This is a genomic window from Staphylococcus lugdunensis (assembly GCF_001558775.1).
In the GTDB taxonomy this organism is placed as follows: Bacteria; Bacillota; Bacilli; order Staphylococcales; family Staphylococcaceae; genus Staphylococcus; species Staphylococcus lugdunensis.
In genome coordinates this window covers 199761-216780 of the sequence record NZ_CP014022.1, presented here as the reverse complement: position 1 = coordinate 216780, position 17020 = coordinate 199761, and the positions used below count along the sequence as shown (strand labels likewise).

Annotated in this window: 17 protein-coding genes; 1 reads left to right on the top strand and 16 read right to left on the bottom strand. The window is 32.0% G+C overall.

Translation table 11 applies throughout. The annotated features are described in order from the left end of the window. Position 1: 1 nt before the first annotated feature. The 6 genes from dnaJ to lepA all read right to left on the bottom strand — a co-directional run bounded on the left by dnaJ (position 2) and on the right by lepA (position 8088). Positions 2-1135 carry a molecular chaperone DnaJ gene (dnaJ, locus tag AL499_RS01040; RefSeq protein ID WP_002478111.1) on the bottom strand — a complete coding sequence of 378 codons (1134 nt, stop codon included), beginning with the start codon at positions 1133-1135 and terminating at the stop codon, positions 2-4. Between the two features lie 201 nt (positions 1136-1336). Beyond that, complete coding sequence (dnaK, locus tag AL499_RS01035) at positions 1337-3172, bottom strand: molecular chaperone DnaK (protein ID WP_037540775.1); 1836 nt, start codon at positions 3170-3172, stop codon at positions 1337-1339. 56 nt (positions 3173-3228) lie between these two features. Continuing rightward, positions 3229-3849 carry a nucleotide exchange factor GrpE gene (gene grpE / locus AL499_RS01030; protein WP_002478109.1) on the bottom strand — a complete coding sequence of 207 codons (621 nt, stop codon included), beginning with the start codon at positions 3847-3849 and terminating at the stop codon, positions 3229-3231. A gap of 28 nt (positions 3850-3877) precedes the next feature. Next, complete coding sequence (hrcA, locus tag AL499_RS01025) at positions 3878-4858, bottom strand: heat-inducible transcriptional repressor HrcA (protein ID WP_002458977.1); 981 nt, start codon at positions 4856-4858, stop codon at positions 3878-3880. A gap of 102 nt (positions 4859-4960) precedes the next feature. Beyond that, positions 4961-6082 (bottom strand): radical SAM family heme chaperone HemW, encoded by a 1122-nt coding sequence (gene hemW, locus AL499_RS01020; protein WP_037540777.1) that lies wholly within the window; start codon positions 6080-6082, stop codon positions 4961-4963. Between the two features lie 182 nt (positions 6083-6264). Further along, positions 6265-8088, bottom strand: a complete 1824-nt coding sequence (lepA, locus tag AL499_RS01015) for a translation elongation factor 4 (protein WP_002478107.1) — start codon at positions 8086-8088, stop codon at positions 6265-6267. Positions 8089-8444: 356 nt separating this feature from the next. Here lepA and rpsT point away from each other — a divergent pair, with 356 nt between their 5' ends. Next, a complete protein-coding gene (gene rpsT, locus AL499_RS01010) occupies positions 8445-8693 on the top strand; it encodes a 30S ribosomal protein S20 (protein WP_002458974.1) in 249 nt (82 codons plus the stop codon). Between the two features lie 46 nt (positions 8694-8739). Here rpsT and holA read toward each other — a convergent pair whose 3' ends face one another. The 10 genes from holA to aroE form a co-directional block, all read right to left on the bottom strand. Continuing rightward, the gene (gene holA / locus AL499_RS01005; RefSeq protein ID WP_002478106.1) at positions 8740-9714 is read right to left on the bottom strand and encodes a DNA polymerase III subunit delta; all 975 of its coding nucleotides are present in this window, start codon (positions 9712-9714) and stop codon (positions 8740-8742) included. Positions 9715-9780: 66 nt separating this feature from the next. Further along, the gene (locus AL499_RS01000; RefSeq protein WP_230578671.1) at positions 9781-11856 is read right to left on the bottom strand and encodes a DNA internalization-related competence protein ComEC/Rec2; all 2076 of its coding nucleotides are present in this window, start codon (positions 11854-11856) and stop codon (positions 9781-9783) included. Positions 11857-11987: 131 nt separating this feature from the next. Then, positions 11988-12449 (bottom strand): ComE operon protein 2, encoded by a 462-nt coding sequence (locus AL499_RS00995; RefSeq protein WP_002458970.1) that lies wholly within the window; start codon positions 12447-12449, stop codon positions 11988-11990. Positions 12450-12913: 464 nt separating this feature from the next. Then, on the bottom strand, positions 12914-13564 hold the full coding sequence (locus AL499_RS00990; protein ID WP_410482951.1) for a helix-hairpin-helix domain-containing protein: 651 nt from the start codon (positions 13562-13564) through the stop codon (positions 12914-12916). Positions 13565-13681: 117 nt separating this feature from the next. After that, positions 13682-14407, bottom strand: a complete 726-nt coding sequence (locus AL499_RS00985) for a class I SAM-dependent DNA methyltransferase (protein WP_037540780.1) — start codon at positions 14405-14407, stop codon at positions 13682-13684. Continuing rightward, on the bottom strand, positions 14408-14761 hold the full coding sequence (gene rsfS / locus AL499_RS00980; protein WP_002478103.1) for a ribosome silencing factor: 354 nt from the start codon (positions 14759-14761) through the stop codon (positions 14408-14410). Next, entirely contained in the window at positions 14762-15346 is a 585-nt protein-coding gene (yqeK, locus tag AL499_RS00975) for a bis(5'-nucleosyl)-tetraphosphatase (symmetrical) YqeK (RefSeq protein ID WP_002458966.1), read from the bottom strand. It abuts the gene before it with no gap. Then, positions 15336-15908, bottom strand: coding sequence for a nicotinate-nucleotide adenylyltransferase (locus tag AL499_RS00970; protein WP_002458965.1), 573 nt, complete (start codon positions 15906-15908; stop codon positions 15336-15338). The genes yqeK and AL499_RS00970 overlap by 11 nt, the downstream gene beginning before the upstream one ends. After that, entirely contained in the window at positions 15909-16199 is a 291-nt protein-coding gene (yhbY, locus tag AL499_RS00965; protein WP_062248824.1) for a ribosome assembly RNA-binding protein YhbY, read from the bottom strand. It abuts the gene before it with no gap. Next, complete coding sequence (aroE, locus tag AL499_RS00960; RefSeq protein ID WP_002458963.1) at positions 16193-17008, bottom strand: shikimate dehydrogenase; 816 nt, start codon at positions 17006-17008, stop codon at positions 16193-16195. Before aroE ends, yhbY begins: the two co-directional genes overlap by 7 nt. Positions 17009-17020 lie beyond the last annotated feature (12 nt).

Genomic DNA, 17020 nt, shown 5'->3' with positions numbered 1-17020 from the left:
CTTATTCACCTCTGAAAAATTTACGTGCTTTATCTTTAAAATTAGAATGTTGTTCTTTAATTTCTTCTCCACTAACTTCAGCAAATTCTCGCATTAATTCTTTTTGTTTTTCATTTAATTTTGTTGGTGTTACAACTTTAATATTAACGAATAAGTCGCCATAACCGTAGCCATGAACATTTTTAATACCTTTATCTTTAAGTCTAAATTGTTTACCCGTTTGTGTACCTGAAGGAATAGTTAACATGACATTGCCTTTTAACGTTGGTACTTTTATTTCATCTCCAAGGGCAGCTTGTGGGAAACTAATGTTCAAGTTGTAATAAATGTCGTCGCCATCACGTTCAAATTTCTTAGAAGGACGAACACGGAAAACAACATATAAATCACCGTTAGGGCCACCGTTCTCACCTGGAGAACCTTCACCACCTAAGCGAATTTGTTGTTCGTTGTCAACGCCTTCAGGCACGTTAACTTCTAGTTTAACTACTTTGTTTTCAGTACCTTTACCATGACATGTTGGACATGGTTCTTCAAATTCTTGACCAGTACCTTGACATTTAGGGCAAGTTTGTTCAGTTCTTACACGACCAAGTATAGTATTTTGTTCAACAGAAGTACGGCCTGATCCCTTACAGTAACTACATGTTTTTTTGCTGGTTCCTGGTTTAGCACCTTCACCATTACATGTATGACATTTTACATCTTTTCTAATAGATATCTCTTTTGTTGCACCAAATACTGCTTCTTCAAAATCAATAGTCATTGTATATTGTAAATCATCGCCTTTACGTGGGGCGTTAGGATCTCGTTGTCTAGATCCTCCAAAGAAAGAACTGAAGATATCCTCGAAACCACCGCCGAAGCCACTGAAATCTTGACCACCAAATCCTTGGTTGCCGAAACCTCCTTGAGGACCACTATGGCCAAATTGATCATAATTAGCTCGTTTATTATCATCACTTAAAATTTCATAGGCCTCAGAAATTTCTTTGAATTTTTCATCTGCACCTTCTTCTTTGTTGATATCAGGATGATATTTTTTTGATAATTTTCGGTATGCTTTTTTTATTTCATCTTTTGAGGCATCTTTGCTGACACCTAATACTTCATAGTAATCTCTTTTATTGGCCAATTCATCTCGCTCCTTTTAATTGATAAATTTTTAAGCATTTACTACTGTTTAATGCTGTTTGAGAGGCGAATGTCATTTAAACTAACATGTTAAATAAAAAGTCAAAGCCAATGCTCAATTGACTTTGACTTTTTGGCTGTCAGTTTATATATAGTCTTACTATTTAAAATGGTATATGACTTATTTATAAACGATTAGCTATTATTTTTTATCTTCGTCATCTTTAACTTCTTTAAATTCAGCATCTTCAACAGTGCTATCGTTTTGTTGGTTACCTTCAGCACCTTGAGCTTGTTGCGCTTGTTGTTGTGCTTGTTGATAAACTTTAGCAGATAATTCTTGAACTACTTTTTCAAGTTCTTCTTTTTTAGCTTTAATGTCATCAATGTCTTGACCTTCTAATGCAGATTTAAGAGCATCTTTTTTCTCTTCTGCATTTTTCTTATCATCTTCGCTAATATTGTCGCCTAAGTCTTTAATTGTTTTTTCAACTTGGAATACTAAACTATCAGCTTCATTTCTTAAGTCAACTTCTTCACGACGTTTTTTATCTGCTTCAGCATTTTCTTCAGCATCTTTTACCATACGATCAATTTCTTCATCAGATAAAGAAGAGCTAGATTGGATTGTAATATTTTGTTCTTTATTAGTACCTAAGTCTTTAGCAGTTACGTTAACAATACCATTTTTATCGATATCAAATGTAACTTCGATTTGAGGTATGCCACGTGGAGCTGGTGGAATATCAGTTAATTGGAATCTGCCAAGTGTTTTGTTGTCAGAAGCCATAGGACGTTCACCTTGTAACACATGAATATCAACTGATGGTTGGTTATCAGCAGCAGTTGAATAAACTTGTGATTTAGATGTTGGGATTGTAGTATTACGTTCAATTAACGTATTCATACGACCGCCCATGATTTCGATACCTAATGATAATGGCGTTACATCTAATAATACAACGTCTTTAACATCACCAGTGATAACACCACCTTGAATAGCAGCACCCATCGCTACGACTTCGTCAGGATTTACACCTTTATGTGGTTCTTTACCGATTTCTTTTTTAACTGCTTCTTGTACAGCTGGAATACGTGTTGAGCCACCTACTAAGATAACTTCATTAATTTCTGATGTTGATAAGCCAGCATCTTTTAACGCTTGACGTGTTGGTTCCATAGTACGTTTAATTAATGAATCAGCTAATTCTTCAAATTTAGAACGAGTTAAGCTAATTTCTAAGTGTAATGGACCATTTGCTCCAGCAGAGATGAATGGTAATGAAATTTGGGTTTGTGATACACCTGATAAATCTTTTTTAGCTTTTTCAGCTGCATCTTTAAGACGTTGTAATGCCATTTTATCTTGAGACAAATCGACACCGTTTTCTTTTTTAAATTCAGATACTAAATAATCGATAATGACTTGGTCAAAGTCGTCACCACCAAGTTTATTGTCACCAGCAGTTGAAAGTACTTCGAATACACCGTCACCTAATTCAAGAATAGAAACGTCAAATGTACCGCCACCTAAGTCGAATACTAATACTTTTTGATCTTTTTCAGTTTTATCTAAGCCATAAGCTAATGCTGCAGCTGTAGGTTCATTGATGATACGTTCTACTTCTAAGCCAGCGATTTTACCAGCATCTTTAGTAGCTTGACGTTCACTATCATTGAAGTATGCTGGAACAGTAATTACTGCTTTATCAACTTTTTCTCCTAAATAACTTTCAGCCGTATTTTTTAAGTTTTGTAAAATCATAGCTGAAATTTCTTGAGGTGTGTATGATTTTCCTTCAATATCTACTTTATAATCTGAACCCATGTGACGTTTAATTGATTGAACAGTGTTTGGGTTAGTGATTGCTTGACGTTTTGCAACTTCACCAACTTGTGTTTCACCGTTTTTAAATGCAACAACAGATGGTGTTGTGCGGGCACCTTCAGGATTTTGAATTACTTTAGGCTCGTCACCTTCTAAAATAGCGACACATGAATTTGTTGTACCTAAGTCGATTCCAATTACTTTACTCATAATAAAATTCCTCCAATGTTCGTTTTGTAATATATTTGGTTATTTTCGTCAACGTTTTATTGATTTACTTTAACCATTGATGGTCTTAATACGCGGTCTTTCAATTTGTACCCCTTTTGCAGTTCTTGAGTAATTTCACCAGATTCATAATCTGGATTATCATCTTGAACTACAGCTTGGTGCACATTAGGATCAAATGTTTGACCTTCAGTTTCAATCACTTCAAGACCATTGTCTTTTAAAGCTCTTAATAAGCTTTCATGAACCATTTGAACACCTTTTTGCAGCGATTTAAATGATTCATCATTACCTTCAATTTGTAATGCACGTTCAATGTTATCAATCGTAGGTAAAATATCGGTTAACACGCTTTGAGCTTTGTATGCACGATTTGTTTCATTTTCTTTTTGAATACGACGTTTATAATTTTCAAACTCTGCATATAATCTCAAATATTTTTCTTCATTATCATTAGCTAATTGTTCTAGCTCGTTAATTTTTTCTTCTTGTGGATCAATTTTTTCAGATTCATTGTTTGCTTCTTCTTGTTGATTCTGTTCTGAACTTTGATCAGCTTGACTTGCTTCATCGTCAGTTTCCGTAGCATTAACAGTGTGATCTGTTTGTTCTACTTCTTCAGCATTATTTTGTTTCACTGATTCTTTTTCTTCTGCCATTTTCTGCCCTCCGAAATAATCCAAATTACTACCAAATTCTACTGAGTAATTGAATTACATTTTGATAATGCATTGCTGTTGGTCCAATAACAGCAATCTGACCTTTGAGCGAATCATCGAAGTGATAGTCACTTGCAATAATTGAAATATCGCTCAGATTTGCGTCAATCTCCTTGCCAATTTTGACATCTACTTGAGAGTTTGCAAAATCATCTAAAAGTTCCATAATTCGATTTGATTCAATATATTGTAGAATAGGTTGAATTGATGAAACATTCGTTTCATTTAACGCATTGATTAGTTTAACCTTTCCACCCATGTAAATGCTATTACTTTGTTTATGAATATGTTGCCTCATCATTGTTATGACTTTAATAATAAAGTTCTTTTCGCTATCTGACTGCGAAAATCTGTTTAACTCGGCCATTAAATTAAAAGTGCGCTGGCGATTAAAATAATCACTAATAAAACTTGAAATTTGAACCAATCGAGCACTAGATAATTTATCTTTAGTTGCAATATGAACATTTTCTACATGACCTGATGAAAAAATCATAATAAGAATAACAAGTAATGGGTTAGCTTGAATCAAATGAACTTTATTTAGTACATCCAGTTTGTGATTTGGACGAATAACCAAAGTTGCGTATTGAGATTCAGTTGACAACTCATTTGCAAAATAACTCAATGCCGATGAAATATCGTAGTGATTTTCAATCAACAATTGATGAAAACGTTGTTCTTTTTTAAACGTTTGATGAGATGTATCTTCTAATAATTGATTAACATAAAATCTAAAACCTTCTTCAGATGGAATACGTCCAGATGAGGTATGTGTCTTCTCAATGAAGTTTAAATCCTCTAAAAATTTCATTTCATTTCTAATGGTTGCTGGACTAACATCAAGATGATGATTTTCAATTAAGGTTTTAGAACCAATTGGTTGTCCAAAATCAACATAATCTTCAACAATCGCATTTAAAATGCTTAATTGTCTATCAGTAATCATGTTTCCACCTCATTAGCACTCTTTTCTTCCAAGTGCTAATTATAATTTATCAAATTGGTCAAAGTAAGTCAATGTTAAAGGCTTGGATTTGTAAAAAAATTTTTAGCTTAATAAAAATGCTTCAAATACCTCATTACCAATGACTTTTCCGCGTTCAGTTAATGCGAGATAGTTACTATTTTGTTTAATTAATTCCTTTTGACTTAAATCATGAATTGTTTGACCAAATACTTGATAAATGGATTGGTCAAATTTTTGTTTGAAACGGATAATATTAACGCCCTTATTCATTCTTAAACCTAAAAACATTTCTTCTTCCATTTGTTCTTTGATTGTAGGTATTGTGGAAGATAATATTGGAGGTTTATCAGCTTGTACTGCTTTGATATAGTGATTTACTGGATTAACATTGGTATATCTTTTGCCATTTACATAGCCACTTGCGCCGGCGCCAAAACCATAGTATTCCTCGTTTTTCCAATAGGTCATATTGTGCGTAGAAGCATGACCTTTTTCAGCAAAGTTCGATATTTCATATTGTTGAAACTTTGAGTGATTTAAACGATGCATTAAATACTGATACATATCAGCGCCTAAATCTTCATTTGGTAATTTTAGTTTTCCCTTACGATATAAGTTATAAAATTGAGTTTTTGGTTCTAAAATCAAACCATAACTCGAGATATGATTTATATCCATACTAAGCGCTCGTTCTATACTATCTTTAAAGTCGTCTAAAGTTTGTTGTGGCAGATGATACATTAAGTCTAAACTTATGGAAGAAATGTCCACCTTGTTTGCATAGTCAACAGCTTGATAGATGTCTTGTGTATTATGTGTACGTCCTAAAATTGTTAATAGTTCAGGTTTAAATGTTTGTACGCCCATTGAAATGCGATTTACGCCGTAATCTTTTAGTAAATTAACTTTTTGAAAGGTTAATTCATCGGGATTAGCTTCGAACGTATATTCACCTGAAATTGTAAATAACTTATTAATCGCTTTTAATAACTTTTCTAACTGTTTAATATTTAAGGCAGTTGGAGTTCCGCCACCAACATACATTGTTTCAATATTTGGATTAAGTCTTGTATGCATTTCCTTTATTAAAGCATCTAAATAGTCATCAACTGGCTGTTTTGCTATAAAATATTTATTAAAATCACAGTAGGTGCAAATTCTTACGCAAAATGGGATATGGATATAAGCACTATTTATTGTCATTTTGCCACCTTCTCTACTTTATCATAGTAATCAAACGAAATAGAGGCTAAGACAAAAAACATCTATTGCTAAAGCTAATAACGTTATTACTTCAGTTCAATTGAAGACCACGTTAGCGTCGAATGTGGAAACGTTATTTAACTTTAAACGTATGTGTTCTTGTATCTTGACCTCTATTTTCATTATTCATCATCCATTTTTAAGACGGCTAGGAAAGCATCTTGTGGTATTTCAACGTTACCCACTGCTTTCATTTTAGCTTTACCTGCTTTTTGTTTTTCTAATAATTTACGCTTACGGCTAATGTCCCCGCCATAACATTTGGATAACACATTTTTACCCATAGATTTAATGTTCGTACGCGCAATAATTTTTTGACCGATTGCAGCTTGTACAGGGACTTCAAATTGCTGTCTAGGGATTAATGTTTTCAACTTTTCAACTAGAGCTTTACCTCGCTCGTAAGCAAAGTCTCGATGGACAATAAAGCTTAATGCATCAACCTTATCACCGTTGAGTAAAATATCCATTTTAACAAGGTTGCTTTCTTTGTTTTCAATGAATTCATAATCGAAAGAAGCGTAGCCTTTTGTATTAGACTTTAATTGGTCAAAGAAATCGAATACTACTTCTGATAATGGTATTTCATACACGATATTAACGCGAATATCGTCTAAATAATCCATATTAATAAATTGTCCACGTTTCCGTTGACACAGCTCCATTACAGCACCTACATAGTCATTTGGTACCATCATCGTGGCTCTTACATAGGGTTCGTATATACTTTCAATACGATCACGTTCAGGCATTTGTGCTGGGTTATCTACAGTCACTTTAGAACCATCTTTCATCAAACATTGATAGATTACTGAAGGTGCAGTGGCAATTAATTCTATGCCAAATTCGCGTTCTATACGTTCTTGAATGATTTCCATATGCAACATACCTAAAAAGCCAGTACGATATCCAAATCCTAATGCTTGAGATGATTCTGGTTCAAACTCTAATGACGCATCATTTAACTGCAATTTTTCTAAAGCTTCACGTAAATCGTTGTAATCTCTATTATCTATTGGGAACAATCCACAATAAACCATAGGATTCATTTTTTTATACCCTTTTAATGGTTGTTCGGCTGGATTATTTGCAAGCGTAATGGTATCACCCACACGAGAATCATCTACGTTTTTAATCGACGCAATGATATAACCGACATCGCCAACTGTTAATTCTTCAATCGGTAATTGTTTAGGTGTGTTAATTCCAACTTCGGTAACTTCAAATTCCTTGCCAGTTGCCATCATTTTAATACGGTCTCCAGCTTTTACAACACCGTCAATCACACGAATAGACGAAATAACTCCGCGGTATGGATCATATTCAGAATCAAAAATAAGTGCTTTTAATGGTGCTTCTGGATCGCCATCTGGTGGTGGTATGACGTCTACAATTTTTTCTAATATATCTTCGATTCCAATGTTTGATTTTGCACTTGCTAAAACAACATCGTCCTTATCTAAACCAATAACATCTTCTAATTCTTGTTTCACACGTTCAGGTTCCGCGGCAGGTAAATCAATTTTATTTACTACTGGCAATAATTCTAAATCATTGTCTAAAGCAAGATAGACATTGGCCAAAGTTTGTGCTTCAATTCCTTGAGCTGCGTCTACAACTAAAATTGCACCTTCGCATGCTGCAAGTGAACGAGAAACTTCATATGTGAAATCGACATGTCCTGGTGTATCAATAAGATGGAAAGTATAAGTCTGTCCATCTTTAGCATCATATTTTAACCGTACAGCATTTAATTTAATTGTGATACCACGTTCTCTTTCTAAATCCATAGAATCTAATAATTGGTCTTGCATATCACGAGATTCAACAGATTTAGTATTTTCTAATATTCTGTCTGCTAACGTAGATTTGCCGTGATCTATATGTGCGATAATAGAGAAATTTCGGATGTTTTCCCTTCTATCATAGCGATTTTGCTTATCCATTATATTAATCCTTCTCACTTTCATAAATTTAACCCTTATATGTATACATCTTTGACATAATAACGTTTTTAACATTCATTTGCAAATATGTCTTTTCAGAAATTGAAATGCTTCAATTTTAAAGGTCATGCAATTGATCGATAAATATATGAGCTCAAGTAATTTTTATCATTTTTATTTATAGTATAATTATAAAGTGTTCTATTACGCATTCCAATATAAATAAGTAAAATATCTGTTTTAATTCCGCAAGGGTCAATTAATGATTGCACAAACATAGTAGTTTTGATAAAATATTTCTTGTTGCAATCAAATATAATTTGATAAGATAACTTCACTTTTAGGAGGTGACAGTAATGCCAAACATCAAATCTGCAGTTAAACGTGTGAAAACAACTCAAACAGCTGAAGAACGTAATATTTCTCAAAAAAATGCGATGCGTACAGCAGTAAAAAATGCTAAAGCAGCTATTGCTTCAAATGCTGACAACAAAGCAGAATTAGTTAATTTTGCAATTAAATTAGTTGATAAATCTGCTCAAAGTAATTTAATCCACTCAAACAAAGCTGATCGAATTAAATCTCAACTCATGAGTGCAAAGTAAATATTAAATTAACAGTCTGGATATCATTTCCAGACTGTTTTTTATTTTAAATAGAAAGAATAAATAACTCTAGTATAAGTTGTTTATCCATATATGAAGATTTAAGCTTATAGTCAGTTTCAGCACAAGCATTAATAATATCCAAAATATCATTCAATTGATAGTGTCGTATTTGTCCTAATGCTAATTTAACGCGATATGGATGTGCATTCACCGTTTTGGCAATTTGCTGTGCGCTATATCCTTTTTGGCTTAATATTTTACATTGATAATAAAGACGGTAGTTACTAGTAATTAATGCGAGTAATTTAATTGGTTCTTCTTTCATAATAATTAAATCTTTAACTAAATTTATTGCTTTTTGTTTTTGATTCTTTTGAATGTATTCAGTGAGCAAAAAGACATTCTGTTCTAAACTACGATTGATAATCATGCTGACATCCTGTTTATTGATTGTTGGTCTATCCCCTATGAACAACATTAGCTTTTCCAACTCTTGTTGCACAATGTTAAAATTAATTCCTGTCAATTCAATAAATAGATTTAAAGCATCTTGTTTAATGTCTTTATAATTTTCGTGTAATTGTTGCTGAATCCAATTTTTTATATCTTCTTCTGACATTTGTTCAATTTTTTTAATTTGTCCATGCTTTTTAAGCGCTTTTGTTAACTTTTTTCGTTCATCTAATTTGTTTTGGTATACTTCAAAAATAATAAGATTGTCACCATCATATTTATCAATAAATTCTAATAATTTATCAGTGTTTGTTGATAAATCTTTTGGAACTTTTTCTCCTGTAAATACATAAGCATTTTTAACTAAGATAGCCTTTTTTTCTGAAAAGAAAGGTAATGTCAGTGTTTCTTCAATAATAGTCGATATATCATGTTCGTATAAATTAAATTTCACAAAATTAAAATCATCTCTTTCTTGTTGTAGATATGTTTGAATGATTTCTAAGCTTTGTTTTTCCACTAATTCTGGAACATCACCATAGACGGCAATTAAGTTTTGAGGCATGCTTATATCTCCTTATTCATTTATGTAAGGTATCTTATAATTATAGCATTGATATATCTTTTAGCTCTAGTGATTACCATGATTTAATTTTATCGTTAATTTGGAATCAAGTGACACACTGATTTCGCCTTTATCTTGAGTATTAAATAATTTACTGTGTATAGATAATAATTTATGAATAGTTTCTATAGATGGATGATGATATTTGTTATGTTTACCGCTAGAAATAATACTTATTTTAGGTTGAATTTGTTTTAAAAATATCATAGAGCTACTCGTTTTGCTGCCATGATGCCCTACTTTCAAAATATCTATGTGAGGTAAATGGTACTTTTTCATAAGTATTTTTTCATTACGTTGACTAGCGTCGCCCATTAGCAATATCGTTTTGTAATGGTATTTGATTAATAAAACAATAGACTGTTCGTTTTTATCTTGACTGTCATAAATATAACTTCTCAAAAATTGAATTGTTGAATCATCAAAGTGCATAGTGTTGATATGATCAGCATTAATCAGTATTATATTGTATTTTGAACACCATTTTTTTATCACATTTAATTGAGAAATAGGAAAGCTTTTACTATTTATTACTAGTTGTTTGATTCTAATATGCTGCATAAGATAAGTTAATTCACCCATATGATCAACGTGTGGATGTGTAATAATGACTTCATCTAATTTGGATACGCCACGTTTTTTTAATGATGGGATAATATGATATTTGGCAATATTATGTGTAATTGTAGAATGATTTTGTGCTGTTTTTCCCCCTGTATCGATAAGTATATTATGATTTCTTGATGTTTGATACAGCAAGCTATCACCTTGGCCAACGTCAAAGCTAGTTAATGTAGGTACGTGACTATGTGCAGTATAGCTTACAATGATTAAACTTAAAATTATAAGTGCTAAAGACTGAATATACTTTTTGTGAATGAAAATGATGAAACTTAAAATCACTAAGATACTTAAAAACATTATAGTCATATTACTTAATTGTGGAATGTTCCATTGGTAATTATTTAGTTTTAAAAAGAAATATACTAATTGGTCATGTAAAGCAAATAAATAATCGATGATGAAATTTAATAATTTAATATTTATGAAAATGTGAGAGATTAAAAAGAAAAATAGAGTTAAAGGAAAATAAATAAAGGAATATAGAGGTACGAAAATTAAGTTTGTCAAAATGCCAATCCATTGAACTTGGTTAAAATGGTAAATTTGTATAAGTAATGCGCCTAACTGTGCAATATATGTGATTACAAAAAAGGCCTTTAATCTTGACAGATGATGAATTGATGGCTGTGCTAATATAAGAAAAAGCGAAATTAAGAAAGAAAATTGGAATCCGATATCATATAAAAAATCAGGTTGTACGATAAGGAGTAATAAAAAGACGAAAGCTAATATATTTAGGCCTGATAGTGAAGTCCTTTTTGGCTTAAATAGTATAATTATCATAGCAATAATTGATCTTAGTGCACTTGGTGCAAACTGAGTTTCAACAGCAAAAATAACTAAAATGCAGACACAAAGTAATTTAATAGTAATAAGTGGTGTATTCCATCTTACTAGCGATTGGTAAATAATCAATGTGATTACAGCAACATGGGAGCCACTCACAGCTAAAAGATGATATATACCTATGTCCTTAACAGCGTCTTTTATAGTACTGTTTAATTGAGAAGTATCTCCAGTTATTAAGGCGATAATGCGGTATGGATATTTTGTACCTGAATGAACAATCTGATTATTAATAAAATCAATGTGACGTTGAATCAAATTAGGATTTGAATTTATTTTACAGCTTTTAAAATCTATGCTTTTTACTACAAGAAGGGCATTTTGAGATTCTGAATGAGTAAGATTGCCGTTTATTTTGCAAGTGTAATGTTTTAACTTGTGAATATACTTACCTTTATCTTGTTTTTTAATATAGTAAATATAATTATATTCTCGATTATAGACTATAAGATGTCCTTTAATAAAATCGTTATTTTGGACAATGGCTGATGTGACATGAGCAAATGCTGAGATTTGCTCATGATGTTTATTAAAAATCTCCTGCTCTTTGATTGAATTGTTAAGGTTGCTATAGATATTGTAGCTTAATATTGAAATGAAAATTGAAAGCACAAAACAAATAAGTGTTAACCTTTTAATAGCAACAAAATAAAGTAAGCATACAAAAATTAATAGTGAAATATAAAAATTAGAATACCAAAGTGCTCCGGCAAGAAATGCTAATGCAATATAAAACACTTAAATCACGACTGTGTTAAATATTTTGCTACATATTCAGCAGAAAATGGAATCTTTTTGTATGTAATACCAGATTGATCCAATAAACGTATTGCATATTCATGGTTATGATAATCTTGAGCATAATAAATTGTTGTAATACCTGCTTGAATAATTGACTTTGTACAATTTAAGCAAGGAAAATGAGTAACATAAATCGTTGCCCCTTCAGTTGATACACCTTGTTTCGCACACTGTAATAACGCGTTCATTTCTGCATGAATTGTACGTATACAATGACCATCTTCAATTAAACAGCCTTCATCAATACAGTGAACCTCTCCAGCTACTGAGCCGTTATATCCACCCGCAATAATACGATTATCTTTCACAATCGTTGCTCCTACAGATAAACGTTGACAAGTTGAACGTAATGCTAACAAATGGCTTTGAGCCATAAAGTATTCTTCCCATTTTATTCTTTCCATTTTTTTACCTCCGTGATGTACTTTGCTAAGTTCTATGGTTTTAGTATATATGTTGTTTATTATTTTTCAATCTTTTTTAGACTGTAGTCAAGCGTTATCACTCCACGCTTGCTAGTGTGTACCTTGCTCATTTACGCAAAGTAAACTCGCTACGTTACGCTCGTCGCGCACTCGATTGAAAAACGCTTTCTAACAGTCTAAACCTCGTAATTAAGGAAACAAATTGTCATACATAACAGGGGCTGTAGTCAAGCGTTATCACTCCACGCTTGCTAGTATGTACCTTGCTCATTTACGCAAAGTAAGCTCGCTATGTTACGCCCGTTGCGCACTCGATTGAAAAACGCTTTCTAACAGTCTAAACCTCGTAATTAAGGAAACAAATTGTCATACATAACAGGGGCTGTAGTCAAGCGTTATCACTCCACGTTTGCTAGTTTGTGCCCTAATTATTATAGAAAAATTTAAACAGTAAAGTATTGCTTTAATTTTTCAAATGTTTTTTCACCAATACCTTTTATTTTTTTTAATTCATCAACACTGGTAAATTGGCCGTGCTGTTCTTTGTAATTTAAAATTTCTTTTGCTTTTGAAGGACCGATACCAGGAACTTTTGTAAGTGATGCTTCATTAGCAGTATTTAAATTGATTTGACTTTGCCCTTGAATAGTTTCATTTGAGTTTGTTGGTTGTTGATTGTTATTAGTTGATACATATTGCTCATTTTTGGTTGGTATATAAATCATCTTTTGGTCAACAAGCTTTTCTGACAGATTTATATGTGAAATATCTGCGTTTGATTTTAACTTTGCTTTTTTGATTAAATCATTTACTCTTGCTGTTGACGGCATTTCATAAACATCTGGGTGTTCTACAGCCCCCTTCAAATCGACAAAAACTGTTCCCTTTTGTGAATCTGATGCTTTTCTTTTCTGATCTTTAGACTCTTTTACGCTAGAATTTTGTTGTTGATCGTTATCTATCAATGCGACACCGTCATTATCCATGTTTGCAGAAGGCTGATGCATCTGAAATACAAAATAACCTATCAATAGTATTATGCAAGCTAGCGCAATTAAAAAATAATATTTCCATCTAGTAAATATGTTTATCAACTGTTGCTTCCATTGAAACAAAAAACTCACCTCTCTAAAGATATAAACGATAGAAAGCGTGAGTTTACTTGAGTTTGTTATTTAAATTCTTAATATTTACTACTTATGCTATAAAAATTACTTTTGAACGATAAAAAACAATCTGAGTCCGTTATCTGAATGCTCATTCATATTAAAATCAGTAAAAGTTTTGATATGATTGAAACCTGCTTGCTTCAACATTAGTCGATACTGTGTTTCATCGAAAGTTCTTTGATAATGTGATTCGTCAAAGCGTTGATAATTTTTATGATCATTAAGCTTAAAGAAAGTCATTTCATGATAAACACTTAATGGTACTTCTCCACGGAAGGCTTGCCATGCTAGAAAAGTATCATTTTGTTCTTCTATATAATTCTGATTATTAAATAATGTTTCCATTTTGTATGGTGTATGTACATCAAAAATAAATATACCATCATCGGAAAGATGATTGAAAATATTAGCAAAAGTTTGTGTAACATCATTCGTTTCAGGTAAATAATTTAATGAATCACAAAATATTGTTATTAAATCAAATGAAAGATTTAAATCAAAATCAGTCATATCACCTTCAAGCCATTGAACTTGATTAGATTTTTGTGTTGCAATTGCTAACATGTCCACGCTTAAATCCATACCTGTAACTTCACCAATATTTGTTAGCATTGATGTTAAAGTCCCAGTACCACAACCGATATCAAGTATTTTGGGATTTGAAGGTAAACTTACAGATAGTTGTTGAACAATATCGAACCACAAGTCATATGGTTGGTCTTGAGTAAATAAATCATAAAAATTACTCATGTCTTGATATTGCATCATTTAATATACAGCCTGACCATATGATTCTATTGGCGCATCTTGATATAGTTTCTCAATATTATAATAGCTTCTTTCGTCTTTATGGAATACATGAACAACGACATTGACTAAATCTATTAAAATCCAGCGTGCACTTTCATAACCCTCTATACGTTTCAAGTTAAGACCTTGTTCTTGAGCCATTTCTTTAACAGCTCTTGCAATGGATTGAACTTGTCGTTCATTGTTACCGTGACACACAACAAAATAGTCAGTCATATCACTGATTCCCTTCATATCTAGAGAAACAATATCTTCAGCTTTCTTATTTTCTGTCGCTTTGACAGTCATTGTTAACAATTGTTCTGAGCTCATTTAATCATCCTTTATTCTTTGATCACTATAGTTATAATAGTTTAAACATGCTATCGTTGCACCATACACTGTAATATCTTTGTCAATTAAGAATAATACTGTTCGCTTAGAAATTTCATAAATTGTTTTATCTAAGCTACCTTGATTGTATGCCATATCTCGAATTTCTTCAACTCCTGGGGTTTTTCTTCCAGGTTCAATGTAATCTGCAATAAATACTAATTTTTCTGTTTTAGTCATGTGTTGTCGACCTGTAGTATGATAATGAATCGCTGATAATACCTCTTCATCTTCAATACCATATTTGGCTTTCATCAACGCAGCACAAACAGGGCCATGTAGTATCTCACCACCATAACTAAGTAAATCATTATCCAAATCATATTGTCTTACAACTTGATACATAGAACTTAAATCATCATATTTACAGTAGTCATGTAATACACCTGCTAATTCAGCTTTGGCAACATCGCCATCATATATTTCTGCTAATTTTACTGCAGTTTCAGCAACACGTAAAGAATGATCGAAACGTTTTTTAGGTAACTTTTCTTTTGTTAGTTTGACAGCTTTTTTAATTTTCATATAATCCTTCCTCTCTGATATAGCTTTCTACATTTGGTGGAACGAGTACTTGGATGTTTTTATTATTTTGAACTCGATTACGTATCATGGTAGAACTAATATCTATCCTAGGAATATCTATTGAAATCATTGATGGATCAACTATTTGATGTGACGTATCTCTATTTACGATAACAAATGTAATTATTTCTTTAAGCTGATTGATGTTATGCCATTGTTCAAGTTGATTGTATTGGTCTGTTCCAATGACAAAATAAAATTCTGCATCTTGATTTTTACTAATCAAAGATTGTATCGTATCGAAAGTGTAACTTGTTCCTTTGCGTTCCAGCTCTTCATAGCAAATCTCTCCAAAACCTAATATATCAATAACAAGTTGAATCATTTTTATTCTATGCTTTGTGTTAAGGTGTTGTTTATGATCTTTTAATGGTGACATATAACTAGGTAAAAAATAAAAATGATCTGGTTGGATAAAATGATAAACTTCAGTAGCAACCACCATATGCGCCGTGTGTATCGGGTTGAATTGTCCGCCATATAAAACAATTTTTTTAGTCATTTAAGATAAATTGATGTTCTTATTTTCTTCTGATTCTTTATATAACACAATCATTGACCCGATTATTTGAACGACTTCGCTTTTAGTTGAGCTAGCTAATTGTATTGCTAAATCATTTTTATCATCAAAGTTATTTTGTAAAATATGAATTTTTACAAGTTCTCTTTTTTCTAATGTATCGCTAATTTGGTTACACATGTTTTCATTTATTCCAGATTTGCCAATTTGAAATGTTGGATCCGTATTATGTGCTAAACTTCTTAAATATCTTTTTTGTTTACCAGTTAACATGAGGATGCTCCTTTTAGTTTATTAATTACTGTTTGCTTCATTGTATTTATGTTTGCAGTTTGGCCAGTCCATATATTAAAACTTGCTGCTCCTTGTAATATAAACATATCTAAGCCATTATATATCGGATTACCATTTTGTTCAGCTTGGTCTAAAAATGGTGTTTTTGCAGGTATATATACAATGTCACTTACTAAAGTTTGTGGTGATAAATTTGAAAGTGATACAACTGATGCTTTACTTTGAGACATACCTACAGGCGTTGTATTAATTATAATATCAAATTGATTTAAATGTCGTTCAGCGGTTTCCAATGAAATTTTATTTACGTCTAAAGTCCATGAATCAAAACGTTTAGCTGTCCGATTGGCTACCGTTATTTTAGGTTCAACGTATTTTATAAGTTCATGGGCAATGCCTTTACTGGCACCTCCAGCACCTAGTATCAATATGTAGGCATGCTCAATATCAGGATAAATATGCTTTAATCCAGTTACATAACCTATACCATCTGTATTGTAGCCAATCCATTTACCTTGTTTTATTGCAATGGTATTCACTGCTCCTATGTTTTTAGCAGTATCATCTATAACATCTAAGTATGGAATGATGGCTTCTTTGTGAGGTATTGTCACGTTAAAACCATCAATTTCCTTTTCGGCTATAATGTCTTTAATATGATGAAAGTGTTCTCTTGGAACATGAATAGCTTCATACGTATGTCTCATATTAAGGGCTTTAAAGTTAGCATTATGCATTAATGGCGATAAAGAATGTGAAATCGGATCTCCGATAACTGCAAATTTCATAAATATCACACC

Bases quoted from the DNA above. Each gene is read 5' to 3' on its own strand.
- dnaK (WP_037540775.1), bottom strand. From the start codon at position 3,172: ATGAGTAAAGTAATTGGAATCGACTTAGGTACAACAAATTCATGTGTC.
- aroE (WP_002458963.1), bottom strand. From the start codon at position 17,008: ATGAAATTTGCAGTTATCGGAGATCCGATTTCACATTCTTTATCGCCA.
- holA (WP_002478106.1), bottom strand. From the start codon at position 9,714: ATGCCTCAAAACTTAATTGCCGTCTATGGTGATGTTCCAGAATTAGTG.
- AL499_RS00970 (WP_002458965.1), bottom strand. From the start codon at position 15,908: ATGACTAAAAAAATTGTTTTATATGGCGGACAATTCAACCCGATACAC.
- AL499_RS00985 (WP_037540780.1), bottom strand. From the start codon at position 14,407: ATGATGCAATATCAAGACATGAGTAATTTTTATGATTTATTTACTCAA.
- AL499_RS00995 (WP_002458970.1), bottom strand. From the start codon at position 12,449: ATGGAAAGAATAAAATGGGAAGAATACTTTATGGCTCAAAGCCATTTG.
- yqeK (WP_002458966.1), bottom strand. From the start codon at position 15,346: ATGAAAATTAAAAAAGCTGTCAAACTAACAAAAGAAAAGTTACCTAAA.
- lepA (WP_002478107.1), bottom strand. From the start codon at position 8,088: ATGGATAAGCAAAATCGCTATGATAGAAGGGAAAACATCCGAAATTTC.
- grpE (WP_002478109.1), bottom strand. From the start codon at position 3,849: ATGGCAGAAGAAAAAGAATCAGTGAAACAAAATAATGCTGAAGAAGTA.
- yhbY (WP_062248824.1), bottom strand. From the start codon at position 16,199: ATGTTAACTGGTAAACAAAAAAGATATTTAAGAAGTTTAGCACATAAT.
- hrcA (WP_002458977.1), bottom strand. From the start codon at position 4,858: ATGATTACTGATAGACAATTAAGCATTTTAAATGCGATTGTTGAAGAT.
- rpsT (WP_002458974.1), top strand. From the start codon at position 8,445: ATGCCAAACATCAAATCTGCAGTTAAACGTGTGAAAACAACTCAAACA.
- hemW (WP_037540777.1), bottom strand. From the start codon at position 6,082: ATGACAATAAATAGTGCTTATATCCATATCCCATTTTGCGTAAGAATT.
- rsfS (WP_002478103.1), bottom strand. From the start codon at position 14,761: ATGAGCTCAGAACAATTGTTAACAATGACTGTCAAAGCGACAGAAAAT.